The following is an 18,133-nucleotide window of genomic DNA, read 5'->3' on the forward strand; positions in this document are numbered from 1 at the left end:
GAATGACTTTGTCAGGCGACCAAGTCATGCGTATGGTGAGAGTCGCAACTCCTCGGTCCGCCACCGCACTTCGCGCGGGCCCGACCGCACCCTGGTCCCGGTTTTCCGGCCTGACGCCGCTTGAACAGTGCCATCGCGTCTCCTCCCTGCTCACCCCATGCTCCCCGACGGGGTCTGACTACACTCGCTGACATGTCTGGCCAGTCGCTTCTCGTCCCGGGGAGACTCTCCCCCACCCGTTCCGTGCCCGCGTCCATCCGCCGGCCGGAGTACGTCGGCAAGGACGCCCCCACCCCGTACACCGGCCCCGAGGTCCAGGACGCCGAAACGATCGAGCGGATGCGGATCGCCGGGCGCATCGCCGCGCGGGCGATGGAGGAGGCGGCCAAGCTCATCGAGCCCGGTGTGACGACGGACGAGCTGGACCGGGTCGCGCACGAGTACATGTGCGACCACGGCGCCTACCCGTCCACGCTCGGCTACCGCGGCTTCCCCAAGTCGCTGTGCGCGTCGGTCAACGAGGTCATCTGCCACGGCATCCCGGACTCCACTGTCCTGCGCGACGGCGACATCGTGAACCTCGACGTGACCGCCTACATCGGCGGGGTGCACGGCGACAACAACGCCACCTACCTCTGCGGCGACGTGGACGAGGAGTCGCGGCTGCTGGTCGAGCGCACCCGCGAGGCGCTCGCCCGGGCCATCAAGGCGGTCAGGCCCGGGCGCCGGATCAACATCATCGGGCGGGTCATCGAGTCGTACGCCAAGCGCTTCGGCTACGGCGTCGTGCGCGACTTCACCGGGCACGGGATCAACTCGTCGTTCCACTCCGGCCTGATCGTCCCCCACTACGACAGCCCGCACCACGACACGCTCATCCGGCCCGGCATGACGTTCACCATCGAGCCGATGCTCACGCTGGGCACGTACGAGTACGACATGTGGGACGACGGCTGGACGGTCGTCACGAAGGACCGCAAGCGGACGGCCCAGTTCGAGCACACCCTGGTGGTGACGGACACCGGCGCGGAGATCCTGACCCTCCCGTAGCCCGGCCGCGGGGCGGCGCGAGGTTTTTCCCGACAGCTCGTCGGGAACCTCTTGCACCAGGCCGGTACGCGGGACAGCGTCCGGCCCGTCCGCCCCCCTCGGCCCCGGAGGTCCGCCTTGGACGCGTCCGCCCCGACCCCGTTCTCCACGCTGATCCGCACCGCCTCGCACGCCCAGCACACCGAGGCCGAGAGCTCGTCGTTCATGAGCGACATGCTGGGCGGCCGTCTGGGCGTGGCGGCCTACCGGCGGTACACCGAGCAGCTGTGGTTCGTCTACCGCGCCCTGGAGTCGGCCTCGGCCGCCCTCGCCGCCGATCCCGTCGCGGGGCCGTTCATACGGCCGGAGCTGGCCCGCACCGGGCAGCTGGAGCGCGATCTGGCCCATCTGGGCGGGCCCGGCTGGCGCCGCGGGCTCCAGCCGCTGCCGGCCACCGCCGCGTACGCCGCGCGGATCGAGGAGTGCGCGCGGGACTGGCCCGCCGGGTACGTCGCCCACCACTACACCCGCTACCTCGGCGACCTCTCCGGCGGCCAGCTCATCCGGGGCACCGCGGAGAAGACCTGGGGGTTCACGCGCAAGGGCGACGGCGTGCGGTTCTACGTCTTCGAGGCCATCCCCAACCCGGCCGCCTTCAAGCGCGAGTACCGCGCGCTGCTGGACGCGCTGCCGGTGGACGAGCTGGAGAAGCAGCGCGTGGTGGAGGAGTGCAAGCACGCCTTCGCGCTCAACACGGCGGTCTTCCGGGAACTCGGCGAGGAGTTTCCGCTGAGCGCGTAGCCGAGCCCGGGGGACCCCCGGGCTCCCGGGCCGATAAACGGTCACCGCAATCGGCGGCCGAAAGGCGAATTGATCTTGCGGCGCACCAGGGGCGATTGTTGATCAAGAGGTGTGGGTGACGAGATTTTGCCTCGTGAGAGCAGAATCACGCGCCGACGGGGGAACAGGGTAGGCAAGCCTCAGATAAGTTAGGGCGGCCTAATTCGGCCATGTCCTTTCGGCCATGTTCCGTCCGCCCTCCTGAGCATGCCTGGAGCCCGTCATGCGTGTCCTCCGCTCCTCCGTCGTCACCGCCATCGCCGCGGCCGCGGCCCTGACCGCCGTGACCGGGTGCTCCGAGAAGTCGGACGCCAAGGACGCCGACGCGGTCCGGGTGACCGCCTCGGACGACAAGTGCGAGGTCTCGAAGACGTCGTTCCCGGCCGGTCACGTCAAGATCCAGGTCGAGAACAAGGGCTCGAAGGTCACCGAGGTCTACGTCTACGGCGACAACGACAAGATCATTACTGAGCGCGAGAACATAGGCCCGTCCACCAAGGCGGAGATCACCGCAGAGATCAAGGCGGGCTCGTACGAAATCGCCTGCAAGCCCGGCATGAAGGGCGACGGCATCCGCCAGAAGATCACCGTGACCGGCGGCGGCACGGAGAAGAAGGCGAACCCGGAGCTGGACAAGGCCGTCGCCGCCTACCGCGCGTACGCCCAGCAGCAGGCCGACGAAACCCTCCCGGTGGCCCAGAAGTTCGCCGACGCGATCAAGGCCGGCAACCTCGACGAGGCCCGGAAGCTCTACGCCCCCTCCCGCACCGGCTGGGAGCGCACCGAGCCGGTCGCCGAGTCCTTCGGCGACATCGACCCCAAGGTCGACGTCCGCGAGGACGGCCTGGAGCAGGGCCAGAACTGGACGGGCTGGCACAAGCTGGAGAAGTCCCTCTGGGACGCCAAGCAGATCTCCGACGACGACAAGAAGCTCGCCGACCAGCTGATCACCGACCTCAAGGACTGGCAGAAGCGCGTCGGCACCGCCGAGATCACCCCGACGAGCATGGCCAACGGCGCCAAGGAACTCCTCGACGAGGTCTACAAGAACAAGATCACCGGCGAGGAGGAGCGCTACAGCCACACCGACCTGGCCGACTTCGAGGCCAACGTCGACGGCGCCGAGAAGGCGTACGAGCTGCTGAAGCCGGTCGCCGCCAAGAACGACGCCGCGCTGACCACCGAGCTCGACAAGCAGTTCGCCGCAGTGAAGAAGGCCCTCGACGGCTACCGCGACGGCGACGGCTTCACGTCCTACGACACCGTGGGCAAGGACGACCGCAAGAAGCTGTCGGACGCCGTCAACGCCCTGTCCGAGCCGCTGTCCAAGCTCGCCGGCGCCGTCGCGAAGTAAGAGGGGGACCTTCGATGAGCGAGACCACCGACACCACCGGCATAGCCCCGGCTTCCGACGGGAAGCCCAGGGCGGGGCTCTCCCGCCGCTCCGTCCTCGGCTGGGGCGGCGCGGGCCTCGCGCTCGGCGCGGCCGCCGCGGGCGGCACCGTCGCCGCGCTGCGCATCGGCGACGACGCCGAGCCGGCCGCCTCCACCGGTGACGCGGTGCCCTTCTACGGCGACCACCAGGCCGGTATCGCCACGGCCGTGCAGGACCGGCTGCACTTCGCCGCCTTCGACGTGACGACCACCGACCGGGCCGCCCTGGTCAAGCTCCTCCAGGAGTGGACGGCCGCCGCCGCGCGGATGACCGCCGGGCACGAGGTCGGCGCCGGCGCGTTCGGCGACAACGCCGAGCTGCCGCCGGACGACACCGGCGAGGCTCTCGGCCTCAAGCCCTCCCGGCTCACCCTGACCTTCGGCGTCGGCCCCGGCCTCTTCGAGAAGGACGGCAAGGACCGCTTCGGCCTGAAGGACCGGCGCCCCGCCGCCCTGATCGACCTCCCGGCCTTCCCCGGCGACAATCTCGACGCGGCCCGCAGCGGCGGCGACCTGTGCGTCCAGGCCTGCGCGGACGACCCGCAGGTCGCGGTGCACGCGATCCGCAACCTGGCCCGCATCGCCATGGGCCGGGCGGCCATCCGCTGGTCCCAGCTCGGCTTCGGCAAGACCTCCTCGACCACGCCCGACGCGCAGACCCCGCGCAACATGATGGGCTTCAAGGACGGCACCCGGAACATCGCCGGCACCGACACCGCGGCCCTCGACAAGCACGTATGGGTCGGTGGCAAGGAGGGCCCGGCGTGGATGACCGGCGGCTCCTACCTCGTCGCCCGGCGCATCCGGATGCAGATCGAGACCTGGGACCGCACCTCCCTGTCGGAGCAGCAGGACGTCTTCGGGCGCGACAAGGCCGAGGGCGCCCCGGTCGGCAAGCAGCGCGAGCACGACGAGCCCGTGCTGAAGGCGATGAAGCCCGACGCGCACGTGCGCCTGGCCCACCCGGACTCCAACAACGGCATCCGGATCCTGCGCCGCGGCTACTCCTTCACCGACGGCACGGACGGCCTCGGCCGGCTGGACGCGGGCCTGTTCTTCATCGCGTACCAGCGGGACGTCCGGGACGGCTTCGTGCCCCTGCAGACGAAGCTGGCGCGCAACGACGCGCTCAACGAGTACATCCAGCACGTCGGTTCGGCCGTCTTCGCCGTGCCGCCGGGCGTCCGGGACAAGGACGACTGGTGGGGCAAGGCGCTCTTCTCGTAGTCACGGTCCGGCACTGAAGTCCAAGGAAGAAGGGGACGCCGCGTGTTCGGCAACTACCTGATCGGCCTGCGCGAGGGCCTGGAGGCCAGCCTGGTCGTCTGCATTCTCGTCGCCTACCTCGTGAAGACCGGGCGCAAGGACGCGCTGCCGCCGGTCTGGCTCGGCATCGCCGTCGCCGTGCTGCTGAGCATGGGCTTCGGCGCGCTGCTCCAGTTCGGCTCGCAGTCGATGACCTTCGAGGCCCAGGAGGCGCTCGGCGGCTCCCTCTCGGTCATCGCCGTGGGCCTGGTGACGTGGATGGTCTTCTGGATGCGGCGCACCGCGCGGCACCTGAAGACCGAGTTGCACGGCAAGCTGGACGCGGCGCTCGCCATGGGCACCACCGCGCTGGTGGTCACCGCCTTCCTGGCGGTGGGGCGCGAGGGCCTGGAGACGGCCCTGTTCATCTGGACGGCCGTGCAGGCCACGGACGACGGCGTCCGGCCGCTCGTGGGCGCCGTGCTCGGCCTGCTGACCGCCGTGGTGCTGGGCTGGCTGTTCTACCGGGGCGCCCTCAAGATCAACCTGGCGAAGTTCTTCACCTGGACCGGCGGCATGCTGATCGTCGTCGCGGCGGGCGTGCTCGCCTACGGCTTCCACGACCTCCAGGAGGCGGGCGTCCTGCCGGGCCTGGGCTCGAAGGCGTTCGACATCAGCGCGCAGATCCCGGTCGACAGCTGGTACGGCACCCTGCTCAAGGGCGTCTTCAACTTCCAGCCGGACCCGACGTGGCTCCAGGTGGCGGTCTGGGCCCTCTATCTGGTCCCGACCCTGGCCGTCTTCTTCGCCCCGGGCCGGAAGGCCGCACCGGCACCGGCTCCTCGTACGGACGCGGCCGTGACGGCCGACGAGCGCGCCTAGCCCCGGTACGCGAACGCCGGGCGGGCTGGACGAAGGTCCAGCCCGCCCGGCGTTCGCGTGTCTCAGCGCCCGATCGGCCAGGGCGCCGGCTCGTGCGGGCTGTCGCCCGCGTACGCCGCGCACGCGTCCGTCAGCGCTTCGAGCAGCGTCAGCGGATCCGGCAACGGCCGCTCCGGCCCCAGCAGCCACGCCACCTGCTCATCGTTCGGCAGACGCGACGGCGGCAGCAGCACATAGCTGCCCCGGCAGTGCCAGCGCAGCCCCGGATGCTCGTCCATCGTCTCGGGATGGCAGTCGAGCTCGCACGGCCACCACTCGTCCTCGTCGTCCGGGGTGCCGCGGGTGGCGGTGAAGAAGAGCATGCGGTCGGGGGCGACCGTGGCCACCGGGCCGACCTCGACGCCGGACGCCGTCAGCCGGTCCAGCGCCTGCCGGCCGGCCTCGGCCGGGACGTCCAGGACGTCGTGGGCGATGCCGGTCGCGGTGACGAAGTTCGCCTCGGGCTGCGCGCGCAGCCATTTCGTCACCTTGTCGGCGTCCGTCGTCGCCAGCGTCTGCCAGGCGAAGGACACCGGATGGCGGCCCGGGGTGGGACAGCCGATGCGCTCGCAGGAACAGCCGTACCCGGAGGGGTGCGCGGCGGGGGCCAGGGGAAAACCCGCGCCGGCCGCGGCCAGGAGCAGCTCCTCGCGGGCGGCTCCGGTGGCCGCCCCCGTGCCCGTAGCGCCGCCCGCTCCACTCCGGGAGCGGCGCAGCCATTGGGAGAATCTGCTCTTGCGTTCCATCTATCCCCTCACTTCGACCGCGGTCTGGGGTCAATGCTGCCACCATCCTGCTCCCGGTGTGACCGCCGGACGTACCCGGGGGGTGTGAGACCGGCCGCTCAGCGTGGCGCGATACCGCGCAGGGCGAGCTCCACGACGGCGTCGGCGTACTCGTGCGTCAGGGGGAGCGTGCGGAGCATCCAACGGTGGGCGAGCGGCCCCACCAGCAGTTCCAGCGCGATCCGGGGGTCGATGCCGGGGTCGGCGCCGCCCGCCTCCTGCGCGGCGCGCAGCCGCTTGACGTACAGCTGGAGCTGGGGCTCCAGGACCAGCGAGACGAACTGCGCGCCCAGCTCCGCGTTGACCACGCCCTCGGCGGCGAGGGCGCGGGCCGGCGCGTCGTAGACCGGGCTGTTCAGCTCGTCCACCGTCGCCCGGAGCACGGACTTCAGATCCGCCTCCAGATCACCCGTGTCGGGGAGCTCGTACTCGCCCTGCGCGGCGTCCTCGCCGAGCGCCAGGAAGGCGTCCAGCAGGACGGACGCCTTCGACGGCCACCAGCGGTAGATCGTCTGCTTGCCGACGCCGGCCCGGGCGGCGATGGCCTCGATCGTCAGCTTCTGGTAACCGGTCTCGCCGACGAGCTCCAGGGCGGCGTCGAGGATCGCGCGGCGCGAACGCTCGCTGCGGCGCGTGGAGTCGGGGGTCCTGGGGGTGGTCATGGCGGGCAGTGTAGCGAGGAAGTGAGGCGAAACGTATCGTCTCACGCGCGCACCCGTGGAAGGAGAGCGGGCGGCCGTAAACCACCCGTACGGTTCATGCGGTGCGGGCCCCGACCGTGGACCATTTGGGCACGCACGAGATCCGCGTGCGTGCCCAACGCCACCGTGAGGAGCGCGACTTGAGCAACGTCCCGCGTGCAGCCACACCTCGCCGCTATCTGATGTGCCCACCCACGTACTACCGCGTCACGTACTCGATCAATCCGTGGATGGACCCGGGCAAGCCCGTCGACCTGCCCCTCGCCCTGGCCCAGTGGGAGGACCTGCGCGACCGCTACCGCGCCCTCGGGCACACCGTCGAGGAGCTCACGCCGCGGCCGGACCTGCCGGACATGGTCTTCGCCGCCAACGGCGCCACCGTCGTCGACGGGCGCGTCCTCGGCGCCCGCTTCGCCCACCCCGAGCGCTGGGCCGAGGCGGCCGCCCACCTGGAGTGGTTCCGCTCCCACGGCTACGAGCACGTGCGCGAGCCGGAGCACATCAACGAGGGCGAGGGCGACTTCGCCGTCACCGCGTCCTGGCTGCTCGCGGGCCGCGGCTTCCGCAGCAGCCCGCTCTCGCACCCCGAGGCGCAGGAGTTCTTCGGCCGGCCCGTGATCGGGCTGGACCTCGTCGACCCGCGCTACTACCACCTCGACACCGCGCTGTGCGTGCTCGACGGGGACGAGGTCATGTACTACCCCGGCGCCTTCTCCCCCGGCAGCCGGGCCGTCCTGCGGCGGCTCTTCCCCGACGCGCTGATCGCGCGCGAGGAGGACGCCGCCGCGCTCGGGCTCAACGCGGTGTGCGACGGCCGGCACGTGCTGCTGCCGCAGGCGGCGGTGGGGCTCTTCGAGCCGCTGCGGGAGAGAGGCTACGAGCCGATCGGGCTGGACCTCGGGGAACTCCTGAAGGGCGGCGGCAGCGTGAAGTGCTGCACGCAGGAGCTGCGGGACTGAGGCCGTCCGCCGGCTGCGGGCCGTCGTGGCCGTTCGCGCAGTTCCCCGCGCCCCTTACGGGGCGGGGGGCCACTCGTCGCCCCAGTCCGTGTCCCGCGCGCCGCGGTACAGCGGACCGTGCCGCTTGGTCACCGTTTCGCGGGTCAGGCCGTCCTCCGGGGTGCACAGCTCCAGGAGGACCTGGCCCTTGCGGATCTGCGGCTTGCGCACGACCCGCGCGGTCCCGGCCGGTTCCACCGGCCCGCGCACCGCCGCCACGTACGAGAACTTCTCGTCCTCGTACGGCAGCGAGCCTCCCTTCACCTGGCGGTGGAGGGAGGAGCGGCTGACCCGGGCCGCGAAGTGGCACCAGTCCGCGCCCTCCATCGGGCATCCCGCGCTGTGCGGGCAGGGCGCCGCGACGGTGAAGCCCTCCTCGATCAGCAGGGCGCGGGCCTCGATGATCCGGCGGTAGCCGTCCGGGGTGCCCGGCTCGACGATCACCACCGCCCGCGCGGCCCGCGCGGCCTTCTCCGTCACCGCGCGGCGGTCCGCCTCGGTGAGCTCGTTCAGCACGTAGGACACCGTGATCAGATCGGCCTCGGGGAGCGTCAGGCCGGCGCCGATCGTCGCGCGCTGCCAGCTCGCCGTGCGCAGCGCCGCGGAGGCCGCCGTACCGGCCAGCTCCTCGCCGAGCTCCAGCGCCGGGCCCGCCCAGTCCAGGACCGTGGTGCGGTGCCCGCCCTCGGGCCAGGCCGCGGCCACCGCCCAGGTGGCGGCGCCGGTGCCGCCGCCGATGTCGACGTGCGAGGCGGGGACGAAGCCGGGGACGCGGTCGCGGAAGGCGTCGAGCGCGGCGGACACCGCCTCGAACGTCGCCGGCATCCGGTACGCCGCGTAGGCGGCCACGTCGGAGCGGTCCCGCAGGACGGGCGTGTGGGTCGGGGTGCGCCCCCGGTAGTTGGCGATCAGCCGCTCGACCGCCTGGGCGGCCTGCCGCGGCGGCAGTCCGTCGAGGAGGCCGGCGAGGGCCGTGCGCAGGCTCTCGCCGGTCGGCGCGTGTTCGGGGGCGTGCATTGGACGGATTTTACGGGTGCGCGCCGTCCTCCTGCGCCGCGCGCCGCCACGGGCGGCACAGGCCGGCGAAGCTCGCCACGGCGAGCAGGGCGCAGGCCAGCTGGACGGTGGCCATCGGCACGGCCGTGTGCTCGCCCGCGATACCCACGAGCGGCGAGGCGATCGCGCCGAGCAGGAAGGTGGAGGTGCCCAGCAGCGCGGACGCGGAGCCGGCGGCGTTGCGGGAGCGCATGAGCGCCTGCGCGTTGGTGTTGGGCATGGCGAGGCCCATCGCGGACATCAGGACGAACAGTCCCGCGGCCACGGGCGCCAGGCCCGGCCGGCCGAAGACCCCCGAGGTCATGAGCACCAGGGCCGCCGCGGCGAGCGTGACGACGCCCAGGCCGGCGGCCAGGGCCGCGTCCAGGCTGACCCGGCCCACCAGGAGCTTGCCGTTGATCTGGCCGACCACGACCAGGCCGATGGAGTTGAGCCCGAAGAGCAGGCTGAAGGTCTGCGGCGAGGCGCCGTAGATGTCCTGCACGACGAAGGGCGAGGCGGAGATGTACGCGAAGAGGGCGGCGAAGGCGAAGCCGCCCGCGAGCAGGTAGCCGGTGAAGACCCGGTCCGTGAGCAGCCCGCCCATCGTGCGCAGGGCCTGGCCGACGCCGCCGGAGTGGCGGGCGGCCGGCGGCAGCGTCTCGTCGAGCGTGCGCCAGACGAGGAGGGTGAGGAGGATCCCGACCGCGGTGAGGACGACGAAGACGCCCCGCCAGTCGGTCAGGCGCAGGATCTGCCCGCCGATCAGCGGCGCGATGACGGGTGCCACGCCGGAGATCAGCATGAGGGTGGAGAAGAAGCGGGCCATGGCCACGCCGTCGTAGAGGTCCCGGACGACGGCCCGCGCGATGACAATGCCGGCCGCCCCGGCCAGGCCCTGGACCAGGCGGAAGCCGATCAGCAGCCCCGCGGTGGGGGCGAGGGCGCAGACCGCGGTGGCGACGACGTACAGGAGCATGCCGGCGAGCAGTGGACGGCGGCGTCCCCACTTGTCGCTCATGGGGCCGACGACAAGCTGGCCGAGCGCCATGCCCATCAGGCAGGCCGTCAGCGTGAGCTGCACGGTCGCGGCCGGGCTGTGCAGGGCACCGGTGACCTCCGGCAGGGCCGGGAGGTACATGTCCATGGACAGCGGCGGCAGGGCGGTCAGGCCGCCGAGGACGAGGGTGACGAGCAGGCTCGCGCGGCGGCCGGCGGGGGTGCTCGGTATGTGCTGCCGGGGGGCGTCGGTGGTGGCGGGGCCGGGGTCCGTCATGCCCTCCATGGTGTCATGGGCGCGACGGGCCACCGGCCCTTACCTCATCGCCTGCGCACGTCAGGCGGCGCTGAAGCCGGGGTCACCGGCCTCCGAGACGAAGCAGGCGGCGGTCGAGACGGGCGCGCCGTGGGTGACGACGCCGGTGAGGGTGCGGAACTCGGCGTGGACGTGGGTGCGCTCCAGGGTGACCAGGGCATAGCCGCGGCGGGCGTCGTAGAACTTCATGTGGGGGTTCGCGGCCAGCGTCAGGGTCCAGTCGTCCGGGTGCTCCTCGCCGTCGAAGCCGCTGGAGACCGAGGTGCCGACGACCTCGACGCCGAGGGTGCGGGAGTCCGGGTCGTCGAAGTCCTCCTTGATGTCCATGGCGTAGTGGACGTGCTCGTCGCCGGTGAGGACGACGAAGTTGGCGACCCCGGCCTCCGCCACGCCCGCGAGGACGCGGTCGCGGGAGGCGGGGTAGCCGTCCCAGGCGTCCATGGAGAGCTGGGAGCGGTCGGCGGTGGTGTTCTTGTGCCGGCAGAAGGCGACCTGCTGGGGGACGACGTTCCACAGGGCGGTGGAGGAGCGGAAGCCGTCCAGCAGCCAGCGTTCCTGTTCCGCCCCGGTCAGGGTGCGGGCCGGGTCCTCGGATTCGGGGCCCGGGTACTGCCAGCCGTCCCCGTAGGCCTGGTCGGAGCGGTACTGGCGGGTGTCGAGGATGTCGAACTGGGCCAGCCGGCCGTACTGGAAGCGGCGGTAGAGCCGCATGTCCGGGCCGGTGGGGCGGTGCGCCTCGCGCAGCGGCATGTTCTCCCAGTACGCCCGGTAGGCGGCGGCGCGGCGGGCGCGGAAGACGTCGACGGGGTCGTTGTCCTGCGAGATGTCGCCCGCGTAGTTGTTGCCGACCTCGTGGTCGTCCCAGGTGACGTACCAGGGGTGGGCGGCGTGGGCGGCCTGGAGGTCGGGGTCGGACTTGTAGAGGGCGTAGCGCAGCCGGTAGTCCGTCAGGTTCAAGGTCACGTGGTTGAAGAACTCCGGGAGCGGGGCGGTGTAGTGGCGCGCGCCGGCCTGGGCGTTGATGGCGTTCTCGTAGATGTAGTCGCCGACGAAGAAGACGGCGTCGAGTTCCTCGCCGGCCAGGTGGGCGAGGGCGGTGTAGTAGCCCTCGTCGTACTGCTGGCAGGAGAGCAGTCCGAAGCGGCCCCGGTCGACGTCGGCGGTGGGGGCCGGCGCGGTGCGGGTGCGGCCGGTGGGGCTGATCCAGCGGCCGTCGACGCGGAAGCGGTACCAGTAGAAGCGGTCCGCCTCGAGGCCGCGGACGTCCAGGTGGACGGTGTGGTTGTCGGCGGCGGGGGCGGGGACGGTGCCGTTCTGGACCAGGTGGCGGAACGACTCGTCGGAGGCGAGTTCCCACTGGACGTCGATGGCGCCGTCGCCGGGTAAGCCATTGCCCGGCTCGTAGGGCCGCGGGGCGAGTCTGGTCCACAGGACGACGGAGTCCGGGAGCGGGTCGCCGGAGGCGACACCGAGGGTGAAGGGGTTCGTCTGGGGGGTCATGGCATCAGACTGCGCGCGGGTGAGGAAGGTGTGAAGGCCCGTGCCGCCGAACGTTGTGTGACGGACCGAAGGCACGGAGGACGGGCGTCCGGTTCCGGCCACGGCGGGCCTTGGGGGCGCGCACGTCGATACGCGCCCCCAGTCCCCGCCGGCCTCGTCCGAATGGCCGAATCCGGGTGTAGCGTCCTCCCATGCGAGGGGCCACACCGAGGGGGGTGGGCGCGTGAGCCCGGATGGAGACCCTCCGCAACCGCCGGCGTATCCGCCGGGCCACGGGCCGGAGAACCGCTTCTGGTCGCGGGTCTGGCTGTACTGGGTGACGGGCGGCCTGGCGGTGGTGCTCGGCGCGGCGATCCCGGTCCTGGTGCAGGCGGGCTCGTCCCCGGGGCCCGGGCCGGGGCCGACGACGCCGGTGCCGTCGCCCTCGCCGTCGACGCCGTCCTCTTCGCCCCCTGCACCCCCGGAGTCCACGACTCCGCCGGCGCCGCCGCCGACCGCCCCCTCCCCCATGGCCTCCACCCCGCGCGTCTCGGCCCGCGTGGACAGCGTCCAGTCCCTGGGGGCGGTCACTCCGACGGTCACGAAGGTCCAGGTCAATACGACCGTCGCCGGCCTCAAAGGCCGCACCGTCACCCTCAAGTGGCACACCTACAACGACGCCACCAAGCTCACCATGAGCGGCGACAGCACCATCGGCTCCCCCGTCCTGAACTGGGACAGCACCAACTGGCACCCCACCTTCATCGTCCCGACCCCGACGGTCCACTGGCAGCTCCAGGTCACCGTCTACGGCCCGGACGGAACACAACTGGCCACGAACCACTCGAATTTCACCTTCAGCACACCGTGAGGCAACCCACGCCGCCGAGAACCCCGTGTTCCTCAGTGAAGCCCTGAAACGGCCGACAAGGAGGAACGCAGATGCATCGCGCACACCACCGCCTCGCCGTCATCGGCGCGTTGAGTGCCGCTCTCATGGCCGGGGCCGGCGCCACGGCGGCCGTCGCCGCCCCCGCGAAGCCCGCGCTGAGCGCACAGGCGAGCGTGAAGACCGTCAAGGCCTGGCAGGCGTTCCGGGTCAGCGGCAAGGCGACGGGCATCAGGACCGGCACCGTCGTCACGCTCCAGCAGAAGCAGGGCACCACGTGGGTGTCGCTGCCGGCGAGCGTGCCCGTCGACAAGGCGTCCGCCTACTCGATGCACGTCAAGCTCGGCATCAAGGGCAAGAACGCGCTGCGCATCACGGGCGGCGGGGCGATCTCGCCGGAGTTCTCGGTGACGGTGCGCTGAGAGCGCCTCGGCGAAGCGGGGTGGGGCCTCTTCGGTCGCACCCCGCGTTTCCCCGTTCCCCCCGTTCCCCCGTTCGCACCGGCTCGCGTGTGCATCGTAGGGTGAAGAATACGCGGAATGTCTGAGGTGATGACCATGCCCACAGACCCTCATCTGCCGCAGCTGCCCGCACCGGGCGGCCCCAATTTCGTACCGTCGTGGTGGGGCGGCAAGGTCGCCGAGCGCCGGGCGCGGAAGCGTGCGATGGCCGCGCAGGCCGCCCATTGGTCCCCCCACCGGATAGCGCAGGCCCCGAGCAGCAGTGCGGAGGTCCTCAGGAAGTCGCTCGAACAGCACCGGCGGGCCTCGGGTGTCCCGCAGCCGGAAATGGCGCTGGAGATCCTGAACGGCCCGGTCGCGGGCCACTGCCTGCCATGGCACGGCGGGCAGATGCGACTGAACCATGAGACACCGGGCCTCGGGGACGACCCGAAGATCGCCCGCCGGCAGGCGGTGCTGCACCCGGACACCGACGGCGGCTACCTGGTCGAAGACCTCGGCTCGCCGGGCGGAACGTTCGTCAACGGGGGGCGGGTCAGGGGCCGGATGCCCCTGGAGCCGGGAGACGAATTGCAAATAGGAGACCGCCGGCTTCGGGTGATTTCCTACGCTTGACCGCGTTTCGGGATATCGGCTCGGCAACGGGCCGATCACAACAGCGGCCTGGGGTGGCGATCAAGGGCTCCGGCAGTCATAGTGACCTCTCGCCACGGGTGAGGCAAGCCTCGCCTAACTTCGAATGGAGAGCAGTGTCCGCCGCCCCACCCCATGACTCGCCGGCACCCCTCTTCGCCGGCCCGCGACAGGCGCCGGCCTGGGCGAAGGGCTCCCGGCCCGTGAGCCTCTACGACTCCTGGTGGACGGTCGGCGGCGCCGCCCTGGCCGTCTGCGCGGGCTGGACCGCCGTCGTCTGGGCCTCGGGGCACGTCCGGGCGGACGCCTCCCTGCACACCGTCGCGCTCTTCATCCACCTCGCGAGCCTGGTGCTGGGCTTCGGCGCCGTACTCGTCGCCGACTACTACGGCCTGCTGTGGCTGACCCGCCGGATGCCCCTGACGGACGCCCTCGAAGGCGCGGGCCGGCTGCACCTACCCATCTGGGCCGGGCTGGCGGGGCTCGTCGGCAGCGGCATCCTGCTGCAACCGGACACCTCGTCGACGCTCACCCGCACCAAGCTGGTGCTGGTTCTGCTGCTGTCCTTGAACGGCCTGCAGGCGGGTCTGCTGAACCGGCGCATGGCCGAGCGCCGCCCGCGGGAACGCCCGCGGCGCCGCCATCTGGCCTGGGCGGCCGGCACGGCCACGGTGTCCCAGATCTGCTGGTGGGGCGCGGTGGTCATCGGTTTCCGCAACAGCCAGCACTGAAGCGCTCCGGCCTTGACCCGGGAGACCCGATGCCCGCACCAAAGGTGGACGGGGCGGACGAGTCGGCCTGTACGCCGGGTTCTGTCTCCCGGGGCCCTCGCGGGCCTCGGGGAGGCGGCCATCCATCTAGGCCTGCCGTTGCCGGCAGGCTCGTGCGGTCTACCCGCGGACTCGGGCGGGCAGCCCTCGATCGTCCGCGCAGGGACACCCGGAGGCGTCCCCTTTTGACCTTGCTCCGGGTGGGGTTTACCTAGCCGTCCGAGTCACCTCGGACGCTGGTGGTCTCTTACACCACCGTTTCACCCTTACCGAGGGCCTCGCGGCCCCCGGCGGTCTGTTTTCTGTGGCACTGTCCCGCGGGTCACCCCGGGTGGGCGTTACCCACCACCCTGCCGTGTGGAGCCCGGACGTTCCTCGAAGGGCCCAGTGGGTCCCTCGCGGCCGCCCGGCCGGCTCGTCCGCCGTGTCGACCATGGTACCGGCCGCTCGGAGCGGGACGAACCCGGACCTCGGGCCGCCGCCCGCGGGGTTAGGGTCGGTGGCGGTCCGTGAACACCGAAGGAGATCGACCGTGCTCGTGCTGTTGCCGCCGTCCGAGGGGAAGGCCAAGGGCGGCGCCGGAGACCCCGTCGACGTCGGCTCGCTCGCCCTGCCGGAGCTCGCCGGAGCCCGGGAAGAGGTGCTCGCCGAGCTGGTCGCGCTGTGCGCGGCGGACGAGGAGAAGGCCGCCGAGGTGCTGGGGCTCAGCCCCGGGCTGCGCGGGGAGGTCGCCAGGAACGCGGCCCTGCGCGACGCCCCGGCGCGCCCGGCCGGGGAGATCTACACGGGCGTGCTCTACGACGCGCTGGGCCTCGGCACGCTGGAGGACGCGGCGCGGCGGGCGGCGGAGCGGTCGCTGCTGGTCTTCTCCGGGCTGTGGGGCGCGGTGCGGATCACCGACCGCATTCCCTCGTACCGGTGTTCCATGGGCGTCCGGCTGCCGGGGCTGGGGGCGCTCGGCGCCCACTGGCGCGGGCCGATGGCGGAGGCGCTGCCCCCGGCGGCGGGCGGCGGGCTGGTGCTCGACCTGCGCTCGGCGGCGTACGCGACGGCCTGGAAGCCCAAGGGCGAGCTCGCCGGGCGCACGGCGACCGTGCGGGTGTTGCAGTCGAAGATCGTGAACGGGACCGAGAAGCGCTCGGTCGTCAGCCACTTCAACAAGGCGACCAAGGGCCGGCTGGTCCGGGATCTGCTGACGGCGGGCGCGGAGCCCGCGGACCCGGCGGAGCTGGTGGACGCGCTGCGCGCGCTGGGGTACGCGGTGGAGGCGGCGGCCCCGGACAAGGGCGGCAGGCCCTGGGCGCTGGACGTGATCGTCACCGAGCTCTGAGCGAGCCCCCGGGCGACACCCGCGGGTGAACACGGGTGCGTTGACGTGCCGTTCGTACCCGGGCACAGGTGCGACGGGCGATAGCCTGCTTCCCGAGATGAACGATTTCGTCGACGAAGCCCGCTCACGCGTCGCACACCTGCTGCGGATGGCCAACACCACCGACGACACGCTGAGGGCGCGGATCATCGAGTACGCCGACACGACCCCCGAGCCGCCGGTGATGAGCCGGGCGGCCGGGATCGCGACGACCGGATGCCCGCGCTGCCGACGCACGATGTGGCGGCAGCGGGACGTGGAGGGCCCGGTGTGGGTCTGCGCGTCGTGCGGGCACGTCGTGCCCATCGCCGAGCCCTGACCACCGGGCTGCTACCGCAGGTGCCCCGTGTCGTTGAGCAGGCGCAGCGACGCGTTGCCGTCCGCGTAGTAGGCCACCGCGGACAGCGAGGCCGCCGCCAGTTCCATACGGAAGAGGGACTCGGGCGGAGCGCCCAGGGCCAGCCGGACCAGGGTCTTGACCGGGGTCACGTGCGTGACCAGCAGGACCGTGCGGCCGGCGTGGCGGGCCAGGAGCTTGTCGCGGGAGAGGGCGACCCGGCGGGCCACCGCCGCGAAACTCTCGCCGCCGCCGGTCGGGGCGGCCTTGGAGGAGGCGAGCCAGGCGTCGAGGTCCTCGGGGAAACGCTCGCGCACCTCGGCGAAGGTGAGCCCCTCCCACGTGCCGAAGTCGGCCTCGCGCAGGCCGTCCTCGACGCGGACGTCCAGTCCGAGGCGGGCCGCGACGATCTCGGCCGTCTCGCGGCAGCGCCGCATCGGCGAGCTGACGACCGCCTGGACGGTGCCGCGGGCGGCCAGCGCGGCGGCGACCGCCTCCGCCTGGCGGCGGCCGGCCGGGGACAGCTCGGGGTCCGTGCCGCCGCTGCCGGAGAAGCGCTTCTCGGGGGTGAGGGCGGTCTCGCCGTGCCGCAGCAGGACGAAGGTGGTGGGGGTGCCCAGGTCCGCCGGGGCGGCCCAGCCGACGGGCGCGGCCTTGGGCTCCGGAAGCGGCTCGGCGACCGGGACGGAGGGAGCGGCAGCGGCGGCGGACGGCTCCCACGGGCGGCCCGCCTTGCCGGCGTCCATGGCCTCGTTGGCCAGCCGGTCCGCGTGCTTGTTCTTCTCGCGCGGGATCCAGGCGTAGGCGACCCGGCCCGCCGGGAAGACGCTCGCGGCGCGGGCGGCCAGCGGCTTCATGTCCGGGTGCTTGATCTTCCAGCGGCCGGACATCTGCTCGACGACGAGCTTGGAGTCCATCCGGACCTGGATCTCGGCCTCCGGGTCGATGGCCCGGGCGGCCTCCAGCCCGGCGATGAGCCCCTTGTACTCGGCGACGTTGTTGGTGGCCGTGCCGATGTACTCGGCGGCCTCGGCCAGCGCCTCGCCGGTGACGGCGTCGAGGACCACCGCGCCGTAGCCGGCGGGCCCCGGGTTGCCCCGGGAACCGCCGTCCGCCTCGACGATGAAGCGATTCGCCATCGCCGGTTACAGACCCGACTCGGACGTACGGACGAGGATGCGGCGGCAGTTCTCGCAGCGCACGACGGCGTCGGGGGCGGCGGCGCGCACGTCGTTGAGCTCGGTGATGTTCAGCTCCAGCCGGCAGCCCTCGCAGCGGCGCTGGTAGAGGCGGGCCGCGCCGACGCCGCCCTGCTGGGCGCGGAGCTTGTCGTAGAGCTTGATCAGGTCGGCCGGGATGGAGTCGGCGACGACCTCGCGCTCCTTGGTGACGGTGGCGGCCTCGGCGTCGAGGGCCTCGTACGCGGCGTCGCGGCGGGCGACGGCGTCGTCGACCTTGGCCTGGACGGAGCCGACGCGCTCGGTCAGCTCGGTGACGCGCTCCTGGGCGGACTCGCGGCGCTCCATGACCTCGAGGACGACGTCCTCCAGGTCACCCTGGCGCTTGGCGAGGGAGGCCACCTCGTGCTGGAGGTTCTCCAGGTCCTTGGGCGACATGCCGAGGCCGGAGTCCAGGCGCTGCTGGTCGCGGGCGGCGCGCTGGCGGACCTGGTCGACGTCCTGCTCGGCCTTGGTCTGCTCGCGGGCGCAGTCGCTCTCCTCGGTCTGCGCGGCGACGAGGAGGTCCTTCAGCTGGGTGAGGTCGCCCTCGAGGGTCTGGATCTCCGCGTGCTCGGGGAGGCTCCTGCGCTTGTGCGCGAGCTGGGCGAGGCGGACGTCCAGGGCCTGGAGATCGAGGAGACGGATCTGGTCGGCGGGCGCGGCGTTCAGTTG

Annotated in this window: 19 protein-coding genes and 1 other RNA gene; 12 read left to right on the top strand and 8 right to left on the bottom strand. The window is 72.3% G+C overall.

Annotation, left to right across the window (positions count from 1 at the left end):
- Nucleotides 1-192: 192 nt before the first annotated feature.
- From map to efeU, 5 genes are all read left to right on the top strand, one after another.
- Nucleotides 193-1,050, top strand: coding sequence for a type I methionyl aminopeptidase (map, locus tag AB0K09_RS05345; protein WP_366063934.1), 858 nt, complete (start codon nt 193-195; stop codon nt 1,048-1,050).
- 117 nt (nt 1,051-1,167) lie between these two features.
- On the top strand, nt 1,168-1,830 hold the full coding sequence (locus AB0K09_RS05350) for a biliverdin-producing heme oxygenase (protein ID WP_366063935.1): 663 nt from the start codon (nt 1,168-1,170) through the stop codon (nt 1,828-1,830).
- 262 nt (nt 1,831-2,092) lie between these two features.
- Entirely contained in the window at nt 2,093-3,223 is a 1,131-nt protein-coding gene (gene efeO, locus AB0K09_RS05355; protein ID WP_366063936.1) for an iron uptake system protein EfeO, read from the top strand.
- A 14-nt stretch (nt 3,224-3,237) separates the two neighbouring features.
- Entirely contained in the window at nt 3,238-4,530 is a 1,293-nt protein-coding gene (gene efeB / locus AB0K09_RS05360; protein WP_366063937.1) for an iron uptake transporter deferrochelatase/peroxidase subunit, read from the top strand.
- 42 nt (nt 4,531-4,572) lie between these two features.
- The gene (efeU, locus tag AB0K09_RS05365) at nt 4,573-5,430 is read left to right on the top strand and encodes an iron uptake transporter permease EfeU (protein WP_366063938.1); all 858 of its coding nucleotides are present in this window, start codon (nt 4,573-4,575) and stop codon (nt 5,428-5,430) included.
- A 62-nt stretch (nt 5,431-5,492) separates the two neighbouring features.
- On the opposite strand, the gene AB0K09_RS05370 is transcribed toward efeU, so the two are convergent.
- Nucleotides 5,493-6,215 (bottom strand): bifunctional DNA primase/polymerase, encoded by a 723-nt coding sequence (locus AB0K09_RS05370; protein ID WP_366063939.1) that lies wholly within the window; start codon nt 6,213-6,215, stop codon nt 5,493-5,495.
- A 98-nt stretch (nt 6,216-6,313) separates the two neighbouring features.
- Nucleotides 6,314-6,916 (bottom strand): TetR/AcrR family transcriptional regulator, encoded by a 603-nt coding sequence (locus AB0K09_RS05375; RefSeq protein WP_366063940.1) that lies wholly within the window; start codon nt 6,914-6,916, stop codon nt 6,314-6,316.
- 179 nt (nt 6,917-7,095) lie between these two features.
- On the opposite strand from AB0K09_RS05375, the gene ddaH reads away from it, so the two are divergent.
- Nucleotides 7,096-7,914, top strand: a complete 819-nt coding sequence (gene ddaH / locus AB0K09_RS05380) for a dimethylargininase (protein ID WP_366063941.1) — start codon at nt 7,096-7,098, stop codon at nt 7,912-7,914.
- A 54-nt stretch (nt 7,915-7,968) separates the two neighbouring features.
- On the opposite strand, the gene AB0K09_RS05385 is transcribed toward ddaH, so the two are convergent.
- The 3 genes from AB0K09_RS05385 to AB0K09_RS05395 are packed head-to-tail and all read right to left on the bottom strand — an operon-like array spanning nt 7,969 to nt 11,803.
- Nucleotides 7,969-8,970 (bottom strand): small ribosomal subunit Rsm22 family protein, encoded by a 1,002-nt coding sequence (locus tag AB0K09_RS05385; protein WP_366063942.1) that lies wholly within the window; start codon nt 8,968-8,970, stop codon nt 7,969-7,971.
- Between the two features lie 10 nt (nt 8,971-8,980).
- Nucleotides 8,981-10,264, bottom strand: a complete 1,284-nt coding sequence (locus AB0K09_RS05390) for a multidrug effflux MFS transporter (protein ID WP_366063943.1) — start codon at nt 10,262-10,264, stop codon at nt 8,981-8,983.
- Nucleotides 10,265-10,324: 60 nt separating this feature from the next.
- A complete protein-coding gene (locus tag AB0K09_RS05395; protein ID WP_366063944.1) occupies nt 10,325-11,803 on the bottom strand; it encodes an alkaline phosphatase D family protein in 1,479 nt (492 codons plus the stop codon).
- A 223-nt stretch (nt 11,804-12,026) separates the two neighbouring features.
- Between AB0K09_RS05395 and AB0K09_RS05400 the strand changes: the two genes are divergently transcribed.
- The 4 genes from AB0K09_RS05400 to AB0K09_RS05415 all read left to right on the top strand — a co-directional run bounded on the left by AB0K09_RS05400 (nt 12,027) and on the right by AB0K09_RS05415 (nt 14,496).
- The gene (locus AB0K09_RS05400) at nt 12,027-12,653 is read left to right on the top strand and encodes a hypothetical protein (RefSeq protein ID WP_366063945.1); all 627 of its coding nucleotides are present in this window, start codon (nt 12,027-12,029) and stop codon (nt 12,651-12,653) included.
- A 71-nt stretch (nt 12,654-12,724) separates the two neighbouring features.
- Nucleotides 12,725-13,093, top strand: coding sequence for a hypothetical protein (locus tag AB0K09_RS05405; RefSeq protein WP_366063946.1), 369 nt, complete (start codon nt 12,725-12,727; stop codon nt 13,091-13,093).
- A gap of 117 nt (nt 13,094-13,210) precedes the next feature.
- On the top strand, nt 13,211-13,747 hold the full coding sequence (locus AB0K09_RS05410) for an FHA domain-containing protein (protein WP_366063947.1): 537 nt from the start codon (nt 13,211-13,213) through the stop codon (nt 13,745-13,747).
- Nucleotides 13,748-13,968: 221 nt separating this feature from the next.
- The gene (locus AB0K09_RS05415) at nt 13,969-14,496 is read left to right on the top strand and encodes a hypothetical protein (RefSeq protein WP_366063948.1); all 528 of its coding nucleotides are present in this window, start codon (nt 13,969-13,971) and stop codon (nt 14,494-14,496) included.
- A 54-nt stretch (nt 14,497-14,550) separates the two neighbouring features.
- Here the strand turns inward: AB0K09_RS05415 and rnpB are convergent.
- Nucleotides 14,551-14,953, bottom strand: an RNA gene (rnpB, locus tag AB0K09_RS05420) — RNase P RNA component class A.
- A 114-nt stretch (nt 14,954-15,067) separates the two neighbouring features.
- Between rnpB and yaaA the strand changes: the two genes are divergently transcribed.
- Nucleotides 15,068-15,865: a peroxide stress protein YaaA gene (gene yaaA, locus AB0K09_RS05425; protein WP_366063949.1), complete on the top strand. Its 798-nt coding sequence runs from the start codon at nt 15,068-15,070 to the stop codon at nt 15,863-15,865.
- 97 nt (nt 15,866-15,962) lie between these two features.
- Nucleotides 15,963-16,223, top strand: a complete 261-nt coding sequence (locus AB0K09_RS05430; protein ID WP_366063950.1) for a hypothetical protein — start codon at nt 15,963-15,965, stop codon at nt 16,221-16,223.
- Between the two features lie 11 nt (nt 16,224-16,234).
- Here the strand turns inward: AB0K09_RS05430 and AB0K09_RS05435 are convergent, their stop codons facing one another.
- Both AB0K09_RS05435 and AB0K09_RS05440 read right to left on the bottom strand, forming a co-directional pair.
- Entirely contained in the window at nt 16,235-17,380 is a 1,146-nt protein-coding gene (locus tag AB0K09_RS05435) for a bifunctional RNase H/acid phosphatase (protein ID WP_366063951.1), read from the bottom strand.
- 6 nt (nt 17,381-17,386) lie between these two features.
- A complete protein-coding gene (locus tag AB0K09_RS05440) occupies nt 17,387-18,130 on the bottom strand; it encodes a C4-type zinc ribbon domain-containing protein (protein ID WP_366063972.1) in 744 nt (247 codons plus the stop codon).
- Between the last annotated feature and the right edge of the window lie 3 nt (nt 18,131-18,133).

The organism is Streptomyces sp. NPDC049577, assembly GCF_040675635.1.
Taxonomy (GTDB): domain Bacteria; phylum Actinomycetota; class Actinomycetes; order Streptomycetales; family Streptomycetaceae; genus Streptomyces.